Source organism: Polaromonas sp. CT11-55, assembly GCF_047303325.1.
Taxonomy (GTDB): domain Bacteria; phylum Pseudomonadota; class Gammaproteobacteria; order Burkholderiales; family Burkholderiaceae_C; genus Polaromonas.
In genome coordinates, this window is the sequence record NZ_JBKBEX010000003.1 from 24260 (window position 1) to 41096 (window position 16837).

Annotated in this window: 14 protein-coding genes; 7 read left to right on the forward strand and 7 right to left on the reverse strand. The window is 64.8% G+C overall.

The window, feature by feature from the left end:
* The first annotated feature begins 123 nt into the window (after positions 1-123).
* The gene (locus tag ACEN8I_RS03755) at positions 124-1089 is read left to right on the forward strand and encodes a helix-turn-helix domain-containing protein (RefSeq protein ID WP_413326449.1); all 966 of its coding nucleotides are present in this window, start codon (positions 124-126) and stop codon (positions 1087-1089) included.
* A 112-nt stretch (positions 1090-1201) separates the two neighbouring features.
* Here the strand turns inward: ACEN8I_RS03755 and ACEN8I_RS03760 are convergent, their stop codons facing one another.
* From ACEN8I_RS03760 to ACEN8I_RS03775, 4 genes are all read right to left on the reverse strand, one after another.
* Positions 1202-2320, reverse strand: a complete 1119-nt coding sequence (locus ACEN8I_RS03760) for a 2-aminoethylphosphonate--pyruvate transaminase (protein ID WP_413326451.1) — start codon at positions 2318-2320, stop codon at positions 1202-1204.
* Between the two features lie 45 nt (positions 2321-2365).
* Positions 2366-4081, reverse strand: a complete 1716-nt coding sequence (locus ACEN8I_RS03765; protein ID WP_413326454.1) for a putative 2-aminoethylphosphonate ABC transporter permease subunit — start codon at positions 4079-4081, stop codon at positions 2366-2368.
* On the reverse strand, positions 4081-5133 hold the full coding sequence (locus ACEN8I_RS03770) for a putative 2-aminoethylphosphonate ABC transporter ATP-binding protein (RefSeq protein ID WP_413326456.1): 1053 nt from the start codon (positions 5131-5133) through the stop codon (positions 4081-4083). The genes ACEN8I_RS03765 and ACEN8I_RS03770 overlap by 1 nt, the downstream gene beginning before the upstream one ends.
* A 157-nt stretch (positions 5134-5290) precedes the next feature.
* Complete coding sequence (locus tag ACEN8I_RS03775; protein ID WP_413326458.1) at positions 5291-6340, reverse strand: putative 2-aminoethylphosphonate ABC transporter substrate-binding protein; 1050 nt, start codon at positions 6338-6340, stop codon at positions 5291-5293.
* A gap of 188 nt (positions 6341-6528) precedes the next feature.
* On the opposite strand from ACEN8I_RS03775, the gene ACEN8I_RS03780 reads away from it, so the two are divergent.
* The 6 genes from ACEN8I_RS03780 (at position 6529) to ACEN8I_RS03805 (ending at position 13950) form a co-directional block, all read left to right on the forward strand.
* Positions 6529-7317, forward strand: a complete 789-nt coding sequence (locus ACEN8I_RS03780) for a phosphonate utilization associated transcriptional regulator (protein ID WP_413326460.1) — start codon at positions 6529-6531, stop codon at positions 7315-7317.
* Positions 7304-8542, forward strand: a complete 1239-nt coding sequence (phnA, locus tag ACEN8I_RS03785; RefSeq protein ID WP_413326462.1) for a phosphonoacetate hydrolase — start codon at positions 7304-7306, stop codon at positions 8540-8542. The genes ACEN8I_RS03780 and phnA overlap by 14 nt, the downstream gene beginning before the upstream one ends.
* 69 nt (positions 8543-8611) lie before the next feature.
* Complete coding sequence (gene phnY, locus ACEN8I_RS03790) at positions 8612-10033, forward strand: phosphonoacetaldehyde dehydrogenase (protein ID WP_413327046.1); 1422 nt, start codon at positions 8612-8614, stop codon at positions 10031-10033.
* Positions 10034-10049: 16 nt separating this feature from the next.
* Entirely contained in the window at positions 10050-10619 is a 570-nt protein-coding gene (locus tag ACEN8I_RS03795; protein ID WP_413326464.1) for a phosphonate degradation HD-domain oxygenase, read from the forward strand.
* Complete coding sequence (locus tag ACEN8I_RS03800) at positions 10609-11466, forward strand: EamA family transporter (protein WP_413326466.1); 858 nt, start codon at positions 10609-10611, stop codon at positions 11464-11466. The genes ACEN8I_RS03795 and ACEN8I_RS03800 overlap by 11 nt, the downstream gene beginning before the upstream one ends.
* Positions 11467-11523: 57 nt before the next feature.
* Positions 11524-13950: a GcvT family protein gene (locus tag ACEN8I_RS03805; protein ID WP_413326468.1), complete on the forward strand. Its 2427-nt coding sequence runs from the start codon at positions 11524-11526 to the stop codon at positions 13948-13950.
* Positions 13951-13956: 6 nt separating this feature from the next.
* Here ACEN8I_RS03805 and ACEN8I_RS03810 read toward each other — a convergent pair whose 3' ends face one another.
* The 3 genes from ACEN8I_RS03810 to ACEN8I_RS03820 form a co-directional block, all read right to left on the reverse strand.
* Positions 13957-15363: a sensor histidine kinase gene (locus ACEN8I_RS03810; protein ID WP_413327048.1), complete on the reverse strand. Its 1407-nt coding sequence runs from the start codon at positions 15361-15363 to the stop codon at positions 13957-13959.
* Between the two features lie 203 nt (positions 15364-15566).
* A complete protein-coding gene (locus ACEN8I_RS03815) occupies positions 15567-16241 on the reverse strand; it encodes a response regulator transcription factor (protein WP_007870259.1) in 675 nt (224 codons plus the stop codon).
* A gap of 102 nt (positions 16242-16343) precedes the next feature.
* The gene (locus ACEN8I_RS03820; RefSeq protein ID WP_413326472.1) at positions 16344-16826 is read right to left on the reverse strand and encodes a MarR family winged helix-turn-helix transcriptional regulator; all 483 of its coding nucleotides are present in this window, start codon (positions 16824-16826) and stop codon (positions 16344-16346) included.
* Positions 16827-16837 lie beyond the last annotated feature (11 nt).

Consider the following 16837-nt stretch of genomic DNA (forward strand, 5'->3'; position numbering starts at 1 on the left):
CGGCGCGCTGAAATCCCATTTCGGCAAATGATGCGCAAGAGATGCCAGCGAAGTGAGCGCAAGTAAGTCGAACTGTTTCAAAGCGTAGCTTGCGTGCGGCACGAATCCTGCAAGAATGCGGCGATGGCACATCCTTCCGATACCGCCGAGCCGGCCCCACCGGCCCTGCTGTCCCGCGCGTCGTTTGCCGATGCGGACGAGCAGGCTGCAGCGCTCACGGGCTGGAATCAGAGCTACCTCCAGCTCTCGCGCGGCGCCTTTGGCGGCGAGGTGCGGCAGCTGGAATTCGCGGGCCTGCGTCTCTTTGTGGAAAGCCTGCGGGAGTCGGTGTACCAGACAGGCCAGATCCGTGACGGTGCACTGGCCTTGGGCGTGCCGCTGCAGGTCCAAGGGCCCAGTGTGTTTTGCGGTGCGCCCAGTGATGCAGATGCACTGCATGTGTTTTCGGGTGCGTCGGGTTTTGAGTTCCGCTCGTCCCGGCGCCATGTGATGCTGGGGCTGGAGCTTGATGAAGCCGCCTGGCGACGTTGCGGCGAACATGACCCGGCGCTGCAGGCCCGGCTGGGCGCGCAGGCCGGCTTGCGCCGGCTGGACGGCGCGGCGCAGGCGGGGCTCAGGCAGTGCCTTGTTGGGGTGCTGGATACGGTGGAGGCGGCCCCGGCGCTGCTGCAGTCGCCCGCCGTGCAGGCCGCCATGCTCGACACCGTGATGGAGCAGCTCGGCCGCGTTCTGGCGCCGACGGGCGGCGTCGATTCTGTGGGCATCCACGGGCATTGGACGCTGACGCGCCGCGCCCGCGAACTGGTGCATGCGCAGCTCGACCAGCCGCCCACCGTCCTGGCGCTGTGCGAGCAGCTCGGCGTCAGCAGGAGAACCCTGCAGAACGGCTTTCAGACGGCGCTGGGCATCAGCCCGCTGGCTTATCTGCGCGCCGTGCGCCTGAATGCCGCCAGGCAGGCGCTGAAAACCGCTACGTCTGTGACGGCGGCTGCAACGCACTTGGGGTTTTGGCATTTTGGTCATTTCGCGCACGACTATCAGCAAATGTTTGGCGAGCTTCCTTCTGAAGCATTTCGCCGATTCCATTAGGCCCCCACGGTCGCTCACTTCGTGTAGCTCCCTGCCCCCCGAGGGGGCCGCCCGCCTGTGGCCCGGCAAAGCCGGTTCCACGGCTCATGCTGGGTTTAAGAGTTCAGGGGGTTTAACCAGCGGGGGCCGCGGAGCGTATGCCCATGTCCTGCAGCGCGCCTGCCACGGCCTGTACCGCCTGCGTCATTTCGTTGGCGCCTATGGCGCCTATGCAGCCGACGCGGAAAGTTTCCACCTGGGTCAGCTTGCCGGGGTATAGGACAAAGCCGCGATTTCGCGCGGCGGCATAAAAGGCCTTGAAGTCGTAGCGGTTGTCGGCCGGCGCGTGGAAGGTCACGATGATGGGCGCCTGGATGGCCGGGTCCAGGAAGGGCTTGAAGCCGAGTTTCGCCATGCCCGTGACCAGCGTGCGGTAGTTGCTCTCGTAGCGCGCCAGGCGCGCGGGCTGGCCGCCTTCCTCCTCAAACTGCGCGATGGCCTCGGCCAGCGCCACCACCACATGGGTGGGCGGCGTGAAGCGCCACTGCGTGGTTTTTTCCATATAGGCGTACTGGTCGTGCAAGTCCATGGCCAGCGACTGGCTGCGGCCGGCGCAGCCCTCCAGCACCGCCTTGCGGATAAACACAAACCCCATGCCGGGCACGCCCTCCAGGCATTTGCCGCTGGCGGCCACCAGCGCGTCGAAGTGCACCTTGCGCGCGTCGATTTCGATCGCGGCGAAAGAGCTCATGGCGTCGACCAGCAGGCCCTTGCCGTGGCTCTTGCAGACGTCAGCCACTTCCTGGAGCGGATTGAGCACACCGGCGCCTGTCTCGCAGTGGATCAGCATCACGTGGGTGATGCTGGTGTCGGCTTCCAGCATGGCATCCAGCGCGGCCGGCGAAACCTGGGCGGCCTCGTCAAAAGGCATGACGGTGCAGCGCCGGCCCATCAGCGTGGTCAACTTGGCCGCGCGCTTGCAATAAGCGCCGTTGTCCATCACCAGCACATGGCCGTCGCGCGGCACCACGGTGGCTACCGCCGCCTCCACGCTGAAGGTGCCGCTACCCTGCAGCGGCACCACGACATGCGAATCCTGCCCATGGATGACAGCCAGCAGGCTTTTGCGCACGCTGGCGGTGACGGCGTTGAAATCGCTGTCCCAGGAACCCCAGTCTTTCAGCATCGCGAGCTTGGTGCGTAGCGTTGTTGTGAGTGGTCCGGGGGTTAGCAGGATCTTGTCTCTGTCCATGGATTTGTCTCTTTTCTTTTATGAAGTCGCGGAAAAGGGTGAGCGTCAGCGCGAACTGGTGCGCCATGCCTGGGTGCGGCGGTTGACCCACCAGGCCAGGGCCATGAACAGCAAGGTGGCAATCGTCGAGGCTACGCCTATCAGCACGGCCATGGCTGCCGCGGCACCGATCTCGCCGGCCTCGTCGAGGTTCAGGATGGCAATGGAGGCGACCTTGGTTTCGGGCGAGTAGAGGAAGACTACGGCGGAAATCGTTGTCATCGCGTTGATGAAGAAGTAGCGCGCGATGTCGACCAGGGCCGGCGTGCAGATCGGCAGCGTGACGCGCCAGAAGGTCTTGAAGAAGGGCACCTTGAGCGAGGCGCTGACGGCCTCGAACTCGCCGTCCAGCGCCTTGAGGGCCGTCACCGCCGTCAGGTGGCCGGTGGTGTAGAAGTGCACGATGGTGCACAGCGTGAGCAGGGTCAGTGTGTGGTACAGGCCGTTCAGCGGATTGCCGGGCGCATTGAAAAAGAAGATGTAGCCCAGGCCCAGCACCAGGCCGGGCACGGCCATGGGCAGCATGGCCAGCATGCGCACAAAACCGCGCAGGCCGTCCATGCCCTTGGTTTTTTCGAGCAGGTAGGCGCTGCAGAACACCAGCGCCGTGCCGAAGAAAGCCGTGCCTGCCGCCATCTTCAGGCTGTTGACGAAACCGACGCCGACTTCGGCATCGACCAGGCCCATGGTGTAGTGGCGCAGGCTGGGTGTCAGGTTGTAGGGCCAGAAACTCGCGAAGGAGGCGAACACCGCCATGCCCAGCATGGCCAGCACCAGGAAGGCGATGGCGCAGCAGTACAGCGTCATGACTCCGTCGTAGGCGCGCGAGGGCGTGGGCCGGTAGGGCACGGCGCGCGCCGTCAGCATCGCGGTCTGGCGCTTGCTCACGTAATGGTCCACCGCAAAGGTCAGCACGGCCGGCGCCAGCAGCAGGATGGCGACGACAGCGCCCTTGGCGAAATCCTGCTGGCCTATGACCAGCTTGAAGACGTCGGTGGCCAGCACATTGAAGTTGCCGCCTATCACCTTCGGAATGCCGAAGTCGGTCATGACCAGCGTGAAGGTGACCAGCGCCGCGGAGATCAGGCCGTATTTGGCGCCGGGCAATGTGATGGTGAAGAACTTGCGCCTGGCGCTGGTGCCCATGGCATCGGCGGCTTCATACAGGCGCGCATCCGACAGCGTGAGCGCCGTGACCAGAATCATCAGCGCATGCGGAAACACCGCAAAGCATTCGGCCACCACGATGCCGGGTGCGCCGTAAATCTGCTCTATGCCCAGGCCCTGCATCCAGCCCTTGAGCACGCCCTGGTTGCCGAACCAGTAGATCAGCGAAATCGCCGAGAGCAGCGAAGGTGCCAGCAGAGGTATCAGGGTGATGCCGCGGAACAGCGCCTTGTATGGCATGCAGGAGCGTGCCAGCGCATAGGCAAAACCGAAAGCCAGCGGCACGGCGACCAGCGTGACCACGCTGGACACCCAGAGGCTGTTCCACAGGCTTTCGAGCAGCGCCGGGGTCTTGGCGTATTCGATGAAGTTGTCGAACCAGATGAAGTCGCCGGATTTGTCCAGCAGCGCCTGCTGCAGGATGGCCAGCAGTGGCGCCGCGAGAAACACGACCAGGATCAGGGCAGCCAGCGCCAGGGCCGCATAGGCGAGGTGGTCTATCCAGTGCGCGCGCTGCCTGACCATGGCCGGCGCGGGGGGCGTGAAGACCGGCATCAAAACACCTTGATGCGTTCGGGCAGCAGCTTCAGGGGCAGCGAAGAGCCCACCTGCAGCGACTGCTCCGACAGGAAATTGAGCGAGAGATACACCGTGAGCTTGTGGCCGCCCAGCGCGGGCGAGGCCACATGCACATGGCAGAAGGAGCCCAGGAACTCGATCTTTTCGATGGTGGCGTCAAACACATGGGGGTCGCCGGCGGCGATGGGCCGGGCCAGCACGTCCTCGGGCCTCAGGTAGATCTTGGCCTCGCGGTCGGCGCCATCGCAGGGCAGGCACAGCGCGCCGAACTTCATCTCACCGCCGCTCACGCGCACCGGCATCACATTGACCTTGCCGACAAAGTCGGCCACAAAGGGCGAGGCCGGTTCGCGGTAAATCTCCATGGGCGTGCCGACCTGCTCGATCAGGCCGTGGTTCATCACCACAATGCGGTCGGCCACGCTCAGCGCTTCTTCCTGGTCGTGCGTGACCATGATGGTGGTCACGCCCAGCTTTTGCTGCAGCGCGCGGATTTCCTGGCGCAGGCGCACACGCTCCAGCGCGTCGAGGGCCGACAGGGGCTCATCGAGCAGCAGCAAACCCGGCGAAGTGGCCAGCGCCCGCGCCAGCGCAATGCGCTGCTGCTGGCCGCCCGAAAGCTGGCTGGGGTATTTGCTTTCGCTGCCCGGCAGGCCCACCAGCTTGACCAGTTCACTCACACGTTTGGCGGCCTCGGCCTTGGGCGTCTTGCGGTTGACCAGGCCGTAGGCCACGTTGTCCGCCACGCTGAGGTTGGGAAACAGCGCATAACTCTGGAACACGATGCCGTAGTCCCGCAGCGCCGGCGGCAAGCGCGAGATGTCGCGCCCACCCTGGTGTACCTCGCCCGAAGTCTGCACCTCCAGCCCCGCGATGATGCGCAGCAAGGTCGTCTTGCCGCAGCCCGAAGGCCCGAGGAAACACACAAACTCGCCCTTGCGTATGTCCAGGTTGATGTCTTGCAGCGCGGTAAAGCCGCCGAACTCCTTGCGGATATGGCGCAGGTTCAGAAAGGTGTCGTGGTTCATGCCTGGGGTGATGCCTTGGCTACGGCCGGTTTACCTGGACGCGGTATTGATGGAGAGTCCCCTGCAAGCAAACGCCGCGGAACCGGCTTTGCCGGGCCGCAGGCGTTGCCCCCTTGAGGGGGGATCCGGCTACACGAAGTGAGCCGAGACGGGGGTGTCACTTTTTTTCTGTTTTGGAGTTATAGCGCTTGGTCCACTCGTTCAGGATGCGCTCGCGGTTGTCAGCGGCCCAGTTGAAGTCCATCTTGACGAGGCGGGCCTCATAGTCCTTGGGCACATTGGCCAGAGGCGGCGCCAGGCCGGGCTGCGCGGTGATCGCGAAGTTCTTGCCGTAGAGCATCATGGCGTCCTTGCTCGAGGCCCAGTCGGCCAGCTTCTTGGCGGCGTCCAGTTTTTTCGTGCCCTTGTGGATGGCAAAGGCTTCCAGGTCCCAGCCCAGGCCTTCCTTGGGGAACACCAGGTCTATGGGCGCGCCCTTGGCCTTGTTGGTGTTGCCGCGGTACTCAAACGAGATGCCCGCCAGGAACTCGCCGGCGGCCGCCATGTTGCAGGGCTTGGAGCCCGAGTGGGTGTACTGCGCGATGTTTTCGTGCAGCGCGTCCATGTACTTCCAGCCGCCGCCCTTGCCGTCCTTGTCGCCGAACAGCGTGAGCCAGGCGGTCACGTCGAAGTAGCCCGTGCCGCTGGAGGCGGGGTTGGGCATGACGATCTGGCCTTTGTAGATGGGCTTGGTGAGGTCCTGCCAGGTTTCGGGTGTGGGGATGTTCTTTTTCTTGGCCTCGACGGTGTTGAAGCACACGGTGGCGCCCCACACGTCCATGCCGAACCAGGCCGGGACTTTTTTCTTGTCACGGTACTGACTCATGATCCCGTCAAGATTGATCGGTGCGTAAGGCTCGAGCATGCCCTGCTTGTCGAGCAGCGCCAGGCTGGAGGCGGCCACGCCCATGATGGTGTCGGCCTGGGGGTTGGATTTTTCCGCCAGCAGCTTGGCGGTGATCACGCCGGTCGAGTCGCGCACCCATTTGATTTCGATGTCGGGATACACCTTGTTGAAGCCTTCCTGGTAGGCCTTGATCTGGTCGGTTTCCAGCGCGGTGTAAACCAGCAACTGGGTTTTCTGGGCGAAGGCGCCGGTGGAGGCGGCCAGCAGGCCAAGAAGCGCGATCGCCTTTGACAGGGATTTGAGAGGGGAAGCCAGTTGCATAAAAAGTCCTTTGTGGCAAAGCCTGCAATGTTGTTGACTCGTTCGTGTCGGCGCTGACACTGCGATGACCAACCTGAGTGCAGGCCCGTCAACCCAGCTCGTTTTTTATTTAACGCCGACCCTTCTATCTTGTCAATTGTTTATTGCAGATTGTTGACAATCTACATTTCTGTGCTTCAATTCAGGGCATGAACGCTGCTTTGCATCCCACCATCGCGCAACTCCAGAACAGCTCCCTCACCACAGTGGTGCAACAGGAAATCGAGCGCGCGATTCTTGCCGGCGAATACGAGCCCGGCAGCAAACTGATAGAGGCCACCCTGGCCGAAAAAATGGGCGTCTCGCGCGGCCCGGTGCGCGAGGCCTTTCGCATGCTCGAAGAGGCAGGCCTGGTGCGCACCGAGAAAAACCGCGGCGTCTTTGTGCGCGACATCCCGATCGACGAAGCCGTCGAGATATTCGATCTGCGCGCGGCCATGGATGAGCTCGTGGGCCGCCGGCTCGCGGAAAACATCACGGGGCCCCAGGTCAAGGAGCTCAAGGCCCTGGTCGACGCCATGGAAAAAGCCGTCAAGGCCGAAGACCCGCAGGCCTACCACCTGCTGAATCTCAGCTTTCACGACCGCATGGTCGAGATGGCGGGCAACCGCAAGCTGACCGAAATCTACCGCAAGCTGATCAAGGAGCTGTCGCTGTTCCGGCGACTGAACCTCGCCGACGGCTGGCTCATGCCGATCTCGGCCAATGAGCACCGGCTGATCGTCAAGGCCATCGCCTCGGGCGACGCCGACGCGGCCGGCCGCGCGATGTTCCAGCATGTGATCGAAAGCAAGGAACGCACGATAGAAAACGACTTGCGGCGCCAGGCCGGGCAGGCCGATGCGGCTGACAAGCCGGTCCCCGTCAAACTCGTCTCCAACAGCACAGCCGCGCGCAAGGACAAACACAAGGAAGGATCGTCACGTGGCAAACGCTGAGCCGAATGGCCAACTGACGGTGAACGGCAGGACCTACAAGCTGCCTGCCCAGCCCACGGTGGTGGTCTGCGTGGACGGCTGCGAACCCGACTACCTGGCGCAGGCCGTGGCCACGGGCCAGATGCCCTGGCTCAAGCGCACGCTGGCCTTGGGCTCTGGCCTGACGGGCGATTGTGTGGTGCCCAGCTTCACCAACCCGAACAACCTGTCCATCGTGACCGGCGCGCCGCCCAGTGTGCACGGCATCTGCGGCAACTACCTGTTCGACACGGCCAGCGGCACCGAGGTCATGATGAACGACCCCAAATGGCTGCGCGCGCCCACCTTGCTGGCCGCGCTGTCCGGCGCCGGCAAATCCCTGGCGGTGGTGACGGCCAAGGACAAGCTGCGCAAGCTGCTGGGCCACCAGATGAAGGGCATCTGCTTTTCGTCCGAAAAGGCCGACCAGGTGTCGCTGGAAGAAAACGGCATCGAGGACGTGCTGGGACTGGTGGGGCTGCCGCTGCCCAGCGTCTACAGCGCCGACCTGTCGGAGTTCGTCTTCGCGGCCGGCGTGAAGATCATGCAAAAGCACAAGCCCGACGTGATGTACCTCTCGACCACCGACTATGTGCAGCACAAGCACGCGCCCGGCACCGAGGGGGCGAATGCCTTCTACCGCATGATGGATGGCTACATGCAGCAGCTCGAGGAACTGGGCTGCGTGATCGTGCTCACGGCCGACCACGGGATGAACGCCAAGGTCGCCATGGACGGCACGCCCGACGTGATCTACCTGCAGGACTGGTTTGACAACTGGCTGGGCGCCACCATCGCGCGCGTGATCCTGCCTATCACCGACCCTTATGTGGTGCACCACGGTGCGCTGGGCTCTTTTGCCACGGTCTACCTGCCGGAAGGCACCAACATCGAGGTCGCGCGCAAGCGGCTGGCGGCGCTCAAGGGCATGGAGCTGGTCCTCTCGCGCGAGCAGGCCGCCGAACGCTTCGAACTGCCGGCCGACCGCATAGGCGACATCGTGGCGGTGTCCGAGCGTTTCACGGTGATTGGCACCTCGGTGTCACGCCATGACCTCTCGGCGCTTGAGGTGCCGCTGCGCTCGCACGGCGGCATGAGCGAGCAGCGCGTGCCACTGATCGTGAACCGCGCGCTGCCCGGGCTGGACCGCAACCGGCGCTTCCGCAATTTTGATGCCTTTGACCTGGCGCTCAATTACGCCCAGTAAGCCCAGGCCCCACGTCACGAAAGCCGCAGAGTGATTGACCAATACATCCGCGACCGCCAGCTCAATGCCATGCGCCTGTCGGGCCGCAAGGTAGGCTCGGGCAGAAGCGGCGACCGCGCCATCGAGGTATTCAACCCCTACACCGAAAAGCTGCTGGGCACCGTGCCCAAGGCCACGCTGGAGGAGGTGCGCCAAACCTTTGCCAGGGCCCATGCCTACAAGCCGCAGCTCACGCGCTATGAACGCGCGGCTATCCTGAACCGCGCGGCTGCCATCATCCAGTCGCGCCTCTCCGAGGTCGCCAACCTGATCACCGCCGAAGCGGGCCTGTGCCTGAAGGACGCCCTTTATGAAGCTGGCCGCGTCAGCGACGTGCTGCTGTTCGGCGCGACCGAGGTGCTCAAGGACGACGGCCAGATCTTCAGCTGCGACCTCACGCCCCACGGCAAAAAGCGCCGCGTCTACACGCACCGCTCGCCGCTGCTGGGCGTGATCACCGCGATCACGCCCTTCAATCACCCGATGAACCAGGTGGCGCACAAGGTGGTGCCCAGCATCGCGACCAACAACCGCATGGTGCTCAAGCCGTCCGAGAAGGTGCCCTTCTCGGCCCTGCTGTTTGCCGACATCCTGTACCAGGCGGGACTGCCGCCCGAGATGCTCAGCGTGGTGACGGGCGACCCGCGCGAGATCGCCGACGAGCTGATCACCAACCCGCTGGTCGACCTGGTGACCTTTACCGGTGGCGTGGCCATAGGCAAGTACATCGCTGCAAAAGCCGGCTACCGCCGCGTGGTGCTGGAGCTGGGCGGCAACGACCCCATCATCGTGATGGAGGACGCCGACATTGACGAAGCTTCCACACTGGCCGTGCAGGGCTCCTACAAAAACTCGGGCCAGCGCTGCACCGCCATCAAGCGGTTGTTGGTGCATGAAGCGGTGGCGGGTGAGTTCGTGGAGCAGGTGCGGGCCAAGACCCTGGCCTGGAAGTACGGCGACCCCACCGACAAGGCCAACGACATGGGCACGGTGATCGACGAACAGGCCGCCATGCTGTTCGAGTCGCGCGTCAACGATGCGGTGGCGCAGGGCGCAAAGCTGCTGGCCGGCAACCAGCGCCGCGGCGCGCTCTATTCACCCACGCTGCTGGACCATGTGTTGCCGCAGATGACGGTGGCGCGCGAGGAAACCTTCGGGCCGGTTTCACCGGTCATACGGTTTAAAAACATCGACGAAGCCATTGAGATTTCCAACGGCACGGCCTACGGCCTGTCGAGCGCGGTGTGCACCAACCGCCTGGACTACATCAACCGTTTTGTGAGTGAGCTGCACGTCGGCACGGTCAATGTGCGTGAGGTGCCGGGCTATCGCCTGGAGCTCACGCCTTTCGGCGGCATCAAGGATTCGGGCCTGGGGTATAAGGAAGGCGTGCAGGAGGCGATCAAGAGCTTCACCAATTTGAAAACCTACTCGCTCCCCTGGAATGCCTGACTTCTGAGGAACTCATATGCTGAGCTTTGACGACATCGAACGACTCTTCGAAGAGCGCGGCGGCGAACAATATAGCGGCGAGCCCGTGACGCAGCTGCAGCACGCGCTGCAGACGGCCGCATTGGCTGAGGCCGAAGGCGCTGGCGATGCGCTGGTCACCGCTGCCTTGCTGCACGACTTGGGCCATTTGCTGCACGACCTGGGCGAGACGCCTTCGCTGCGTGGTGTGGACGATGTACACCAGTACCGTGCATTGCCGTTTTTGCGCGGGCTTTTCCCGGATGCGGTGCTGGATGCGATCAAGCTGCATGTGGATGCCAAGCGCTACCTGTGCGCGGCCCGGCGTGGCTACCATTCCAGCCTCTCGGCGGATTCCAAGCGCAGCCTGTTGCTGCAGGGCGGCATTTTTACGGCCGAGGAAGCTGCGCGTTTCATGGCCCAGCCCGGTGCGCAAGACGCGGTAAAACTGCGTCTCTGGGACGACCTCGCGAAGGACGCCAACAAGGCCACGCCGCCGCTGGCGCATTACCTGGCGCGGGCCCGGCGTTGCGCCCTTCCCGCCGCAGAGCCTTCGCTTGCCGCCTGAAGTCCTGGCCCTGACCTGGCCGGTGCTGTGCGCCGTGCTGTTCGGCGCGCTGCTGCACGCGGGCTGGAACGCGCTGGTCAAGTCCAGCGTCGACAAGTCCATGGACATGGCGGTGATCCACCTGATCGGTTCGGTGCTGGCCTTGCCGCTGGTGCTGATGGCCGGCCTGCCGCGCATGGAGGCTTGGCCTTTCATCGGCGCTTCGGTGCTGATCCACATCGGCTACTACATCGCCACCACGCAGGCCTACAAGCATGGCGACCTCGGGCTCACTTATCCGCTGATGCGCGGCGTGGCGCCGTTGCTGGTGGCGCTGTCGGCCACCTTCACGCTGGGCGAAACTTTGACGCCGCTGGCCTGGGCCGGGATCATCGGCATCTGCGGCGGCGTGCTGGTGCTGGGCCTGAGCCGCCACGCGCTGCAAGCGCGCAAGGCCGTTGGCTTCGCGCTGGCCAATGCGGTCATCATCGCGATCTATACGGTGGTCGACGGGCTGGGTGTTCGGGCTTCGGGCAACGCGCTGCAATATGTCGCCGCGCTGTTCCTGCTCGACGGCTGGCCCTTCGGCCTCCTGATGATGGCGCGCCGCGGCCGTGCCATGGCCGACTACGCGCGCCATCGCTGGCCCGTGGCCACCGGTGGCGCGCTGGCTTCGCTGGGCTCTTACGGCATCGCGCTGTGGGCCATGACGCGGGCGCCCGTGGCCACGGTGGCGGCGCTGCGCGAAACCTCCGTGCTGTTCGCGGTGCTGCTCGGCTGCTGGCTGCTCAAGGAGACCTTCACGCTGCGCCGCTTTGCCGGCAGCTGTGCGATTGTGGGCGGCGTGATGGCGATACGTCTGGCCTAGTCCCCGATCCCGCCCCTGTTCGCCCGCGCTAGCCAGTTTTGATGTGAGGCCCGCACCATGACCATCCCGACACTTCCCGGCCATGCAGAAATCATCATTGTGGGCGGCGGCATCGCCGGCTGCTCGGTGGCCTACCACCTGGCCAAAATGGGCAAGACAGATGTGCTGCTGCTCGAGCAGGGCAAGCTCACCAGCGGCACCACCTGGCACGCGGCCGGCCTGGTCGGCCAGATGCGGCCCAACCGCAACATGACGCAGATGAGCAAGTACGGCATAGAGCTGTATGCCTCGCTGGAGGCGGAGACGGGCCTGGCCACCGGCTGGAAACAATGCGGCAGCGTCAATGTGGCGCGCACGCCCGAGCGCATGAAGGTGCTCAGGAAGCAGGTGGCCATGGCCAACAGCTTTGGCGTTGAATGCCACGAAATATCACCCCAGGAAGCCGGCGACAAATATCCCATCATGCGCACCGACGACTTGCAGGGCGCGATCTGGCTGCCGGGCGATGGCAAGGCCAACCCGGCCGACCTGTGCATGTCGCTGGCCAAGGGCGCGCGCAATCGCGGCGTGAAGATGCTGGAAGGCATCGAAGTGACGGGCGTCATCATCGAAAACGGCAGGGCCGTGGGCGTGCGCACCGCGCAGGGCGAGGTGCGCTGCGAGGTCCTCGTCAACTGTGCCGGCCAATGGGCGCGGCAGTTCGGCAGGCTCGCGGGCGTGAACGTGCCGCTGTATTCGGCCGAGCATTTCTACATCGTCACCGGCAAGATTCCCGGGGTACACCCCATGCTGCCGGTGATGCGTGACCCCGACGGCTACATCTACTACAAGGAAGAAGTCGGCGGCCTGGTGATGGGCGGCTTCGAGCCGCAAGCCAAACCCTGGAGGATGGACCCGATTCCTTCGACCTTCCAGTTCGAATTGCTGGATGAAGACTGGGACCAGTTCGAGCCCCTGATGACCGCCGCGCTGCACCGCACGCCCTGCCTGGAAACGGCCGAGGTCAAGATGCTGCTCAACGGCCCCGAAAGCTTCACGCCCGACGGCAACTTCATCCTGGGCGAAGCGCCCGAGCTGCGCAATTATTTTGTCTGCGCGGGTTTTAACTCGGCCGGCATTGCCAACAGCGGCGGCGCGGGCCGGCTCATGGCCGAATGGATAGTCGGCGGCGAGCCCGGCACCGACTTGTGGGACGTGGACATACGCCGCTTCGGCAGCTTCACCGGCAACCGCAAGGCCCTGGCCGAGCGCACCGGCGAAACCCTGGGCCTGCATTACGCCATGCGCTGGCCGCGCCAGGAGCTGGAAACGGCAAGGCCGCTGCGCACCTCGCCGCTGTACGACATGCTGGCCGCCAGGGGGGCGGAGTTCGGCAGCAAGAATGGCTGGGAGCGGGCGAGCTATTTCAGGCCGGAAGGCGTGCCCAGGCCCGAACACACCCTGGGCAAACCCGGCTGGCTGCCCTGGATGATTGAAGAGCAGAAGGCCACACGCGAAACCGTGGCCCTCTACGACCAGACTTCGTTTTCCAAATACCTGCTGCAGGGCCGCGATGCGCTGGCCGTGCTGCAGCGCCTGTGCGCCAACGAGATGGATGTGCCCGTCGGCAAGATGGTTTACACCGCCATGCTCAACGAGCGCGGCGGTTTTGAAAGCGACCTCACGGTGATGCGGCAAGCCGTGGACCGCTTTATGGTCATCACCGGTTCGGCGCAAACCGTGCGCGACTTCGACTGGATCACGCGGCACATAGCCGACACCGAACACGCGGTGCTGACCGATGTGTCGGCGATGTATGCGGTGCTGTCGCTCATGGGCCCGAAAGCGCGCGAGCTGCTGGCGCTGGTCAGCCCCGACGACCTGTCGCCCGAGGCCTTGAAGTTTTCGTGGACAAAAGAAATAGACCTGGGCTTTGCGCGCGTGCGCGCGGCGCGCATGAGTTATGTGGGCGGGCCGGGCTTTGAGCTGTATGTGCCGGTTGAGATGGCGCGCCATGTCTACCTCGCGCTCATGGACGCCGGTCGGGCGCTGGGCATTCGCGACGCGGGCTATTACGCGCTGGATGCCTTGCGCATAGAACAAGGCCGGCGTGCCTGGGGAGCGGAGCTTGGCCCGGACGAAACGCCGTGGGAGGCCGGGCTGGCCTTCAGCGTCAAACTGGACAAGCCGGCAGACTTCATCGGCAAGGCCGCGCTGCTCAATTCACAGGGCTTGGCGTTGCGCAAGAAGCTGGTGACGCTGGTGTTCGATATGCCGGACGCCTTTGCCTGGGGCGGCGAGGCCATTGTGCTGGGAGGCCAGTCAGTGGGCGAGATCTCCTCGGTCGGCTGGAGCCCGCTGGCCGGGGCTTGCGTGGCCCTGGGCTATGTGCGCGGCGGTAGCGCGAACCATGCGCATGACGGAACGCCGGCGCAGATCGAGCTGTGGGGCGAGCGTGTGGGCGTGAAGCTGTACGACCGCTGGCCGCCTGCAAAATCCGGTTGAGTTCTTTTATGCGCCCTCGGGCAAATCCATGCCGACAAAACGCACGGTGACACGTGTGCCCGGCGTTTGCGTATGGCCCGGCAAGGCGGCATCCTCGATCGAAATCGTCGCGCCATGCTGCTTGGCGATCTCCAGCACGATCGCGAGACCCAGGCCCGAGCCGTCCACATTGGTGCCCAGCGCGCGGTAAAAAGGCTGGAACACCAGCTCGCGTTCCGACTCCAGGATGCCCGGCCCCGAGTCTTCCACCAGCAGCACCAGCACGCCGCTGAAACGGTCGGTCATCAGCCGCAGCGTGACCTGGCCTTTTTCGGGCGTGTAGTTGATGGCGTTATCCAGCAGGTTGCGCACCAGCTCCTTGAGCAGGGTCGCGTTGCCTTCGAGCTGCGTGGCCTGTTCGCCGGCATCGGGCCCGTCGTAGCCGAGGTCTATCTGCTTTTCGAGCGCGCGCGGCACCGAGTCGGCCATCACTTCCGAGACGATGTGCACCAGGTCGATATGCTGCTTGGCCAGGCTGCGGCCGGTGGTTTCCGCGCGCGCCAGGGCCAACAGCTGGTTGACGGTGTGGGTGGCGCGTATGCTGGCGCGGCCTATGTGCTTGAGCGACTTCTTGAGTTCGTCGGCATCGGTTTCGCGCTGCGCCAGGTCGGCCTGCATGCGCAGGCCCGCCAGCGGCGTCTTGAGCTGGTGGGCCGCGTCGGCCAGGAAGCGTTTTTGCGTGGTCAGCGAGACCTTGAGCCGGCTCAGCAGGTCGTTGATGGAGGACACCAGCGGCGCGACCTCCTCGGGTACCGCGGTCTCGTCCAGCGGGCTCATGTCGTCGGACTTGCGCGCGCGTATGCGCTTTTCAAGCTGGGCCAGCGGCTTGATGCCGCGCACCAGCGCCAGCCACACCAGCAGCACGGCCAGCGGCAGCGTGACGAACTGCGGCACCATGGTGCCCTTGACGATTTCGGTGGCCAGGGTCTTGCGTTTTTCCAGCGTCTCGGCCACCTGCACCAGCACCATCGCCGGCTGCGAGCCGGCGGGCGCGGCCTTCACGTCCACCTTGAGCCAGGTGTAGGCCACGCGCACGTCCTCGCCCTGGATCACGTCCTCGCGCAGCCGCACTTCGCCGTTGGTGGGCTTGTCTTCGTCAGGCGGCGCGGGCAGGTCGTGCTCGCCGCCCAGGTGCTCGCCCTGCGTGCCCACCACCTGGTAGTAGACGAGGTCGGTGTCGTCGGCGCGCAGGATTTCGCGCGCGGGCGCCGTCAGGGTGAACTGCACCTGGTTGTTCTTGACCACCACCAGCTTGGCCAGCGCCTGTACGTTGTATTCGAGAGCGCGGTCGAAAGGCTTGCCCGCGATGTTCTGCGCCACCAGCCAGGTCAGCGCCAGGCTGATGGGCCACAGCAGCAGCAGCGGCGTGAGCATCCAGTCGAGGATCTCGCCGAAGAGGCTGCGGCGTTCGCGCTGGAAGAGTCTTAGAGCCACAGAACTGTTTGCCCCCACGCTCCCCACTTCGTGTGGTTCGCTGCCCCCCGAGGGGGCGCTGCGCCTGCGGCCCGGCGAGGCCGGTTCCGCGGCCCCTGCTGGAAAATGCAGGGGTCGTTAGTGAGCAAACTTGGGGACATCGCTCATCCAGGAATCTTTTCCAGGCAGTAGCCCAGGCCGCGCACGGTCGCGATCCGCACCGGGCCTTTTTCAATCTTTTTGCGCAGACGATGGATGTAGACCTCGATCGCGTTGTTGCTGACTTCCTCGCCCCATTCGCACAGGCGCTCCACCAGCTGGTCCTTGCTGACCAACCGGCCGGCGCGTTGCAGCAGGACTTCGAGCAGGCCGAGTTCGCGCGCCGACAGCTCCAGCATCTGGCCGTCTATGGTGGCAACGCGGCCGGCCTGGTCGTAGACCAGCGGGCCGTGCTTGATGGTGCTGCTGGCGCCGCCCATGCCGCGGCGTATCAGCGCGCGCACGCGGGCTTCGAGTTCCTGCAGCGAAAACGGTTTGGCCATGTAGTCGTCGGCGCCGTAGTCCAGGCCTTTGACACGCTCTTCCACGCTGTCGGCGGCCGTCAGGATCAGCACCGGCATGGCCGAGCCGCGCGCGCGCAGGCGCTTGAGCACTTCCAGGCCGTGCATGCGCGGCAGTCCCAAATCGAGGATGAGCAAATCGAATTCAGTGTTGGTCAGCAGCGCGGCGTCGGCTTCGGTGCCGCTGGCCACATGGTCGGCCGCCGCGCCGGAGGCGCGCAAAGTGCGCAGCAGGCCATCGGCCAGCACCTGGTCGTCTTCGGCAATCAGAATACGCATGGTTGTCTCCAGATATCAGCCCCTTGTGTCCTGGGGCGATTGTGTGTTCCCGGACAAATTCTAGGCTTTTGTCGCCTCCGCTTTGCTGACACGGCAATGCAATCAAGCGCCTGCATAAGCCTCCAGCCCCAGCGCCACCACGGTGGCCACATCATGCCCCACAGCCTGGCGAAATTCGTCCTCGGCCTGGCGCACCGCCTGGTGGAAGGCTTCCAGCCAGAGCAGGCCCGATTCGGTGAACATCACCCGGCGGGCACGTTTGTCGTGCGGATCGGGCTGGCGCGTGACCAGGCCCCAGGCCTCGCACTGGTCGACCAGGTCGCCCATGGCCTGCTTGCTCATGCCGGCGCTCAGCGCCAGGTCGGTCAGGCGCGAGCCGCCCACGGCCAGGTGGCGCGTGATGTGGATGTGGGCGGCGCCGACCTGGTCGCGTGCCGCGAGGTTGGACAGCGCCAGCGGCACTTCCACGCTACTGGCCATCAGCGAGAGCACGCGTTCATCGAAGCGGCGCAGCGCGTGGCCCATGAGCCGCCCCAGGTGGGTCTGCCGCCAGCCGGCCTCGGTCGCGCCGAAGGGGCTGGGCATCGGGCTTGGAA

Coding starts and splice junctions, on each gene's coding strand:
- ACEN8I_RS03820 (WP_413326472.1), bottom strand. CDS start 16,826: ATGCCCAGCCCCTTCGGCGCGACCGAGGCCGGCTGGCGGCAGACCCAC.
- ACEN8I_RS03775 (WP_413326458.1), bottom strand. CDS start 6,340: ATGCAACTGGCTTCCCCTCTCAAATCCCTGTCAAAGGCGATCGCGCTT.
- phnY (WP_413327046.1), top strand. CDS start 8,612: ATGCGCCTGTCGGGCCGCAAGGTAGGCTCGGGCAGAAGCGGCGACCGC.
- ACEN8I_RS03815 (WP_007870259.1), bottom strand. CDS start 16,241: ATGCGTATTCTGATTGCCGAAGACGACCAGGTGCTGGCCGATGGCCTG.
- ACEN8I_RS03810 (WP_413327048.1), bottom strand. CDS start 15,363: ATGCTCACGCCGCTGCTGCTGCTGTGGCCCATCAGCCTGGCGCTGACC.
- ACEN8I_RS03755 (WP_413326449.1), top strand. CDS start 124: ATGGCACATCCTTCCGATACCGCCGAGCCGGCCCCACCGGCCCTGCTG.
- ACEN8I_RS03805 (WP_413326468.1), top strand. CDS start 11,524: ATGACCATCCCGACACTTCCCGGCCATGCAGAAATCATCATTGTGGGC.
- ACEN8I_RS03780 (WP_413326460.1), top strand. CDS start 6,529: ATGAACGCTGCTTTGCATCCCACCATCGCGCAACTCCAGAACAGCTCC.
- ACEN8I_RS03795 (WP_413326464.1), top strand. CDS start 10,050: ATGCTGAGCTTTGACGACATCGAACGACTCTTCGAAGAGCGCGGCGGC.
- ACEN8I_RS03760 (WP_413326451.1), bottom strand. CDS start 2,320: ATGGACAGAGACAAGATCCTGCTAACCCCCGGACCACTCACAACAACG.
- ACEN8I_RS03770 (WP_413326456.1), bottom strand. CDS start 5,133: ATGAACCACGACACCTTTCTGAACCTGCGCCATATCCGCAAGGAGTTC.
- ACEN8I_RS03765 (WP_413326454.1), bottom strand. CDS start 4,081: ATGCCGGTCTTCACGCCCCCCGCGCCGGCCATGGTCAGGCAGCGCGCG.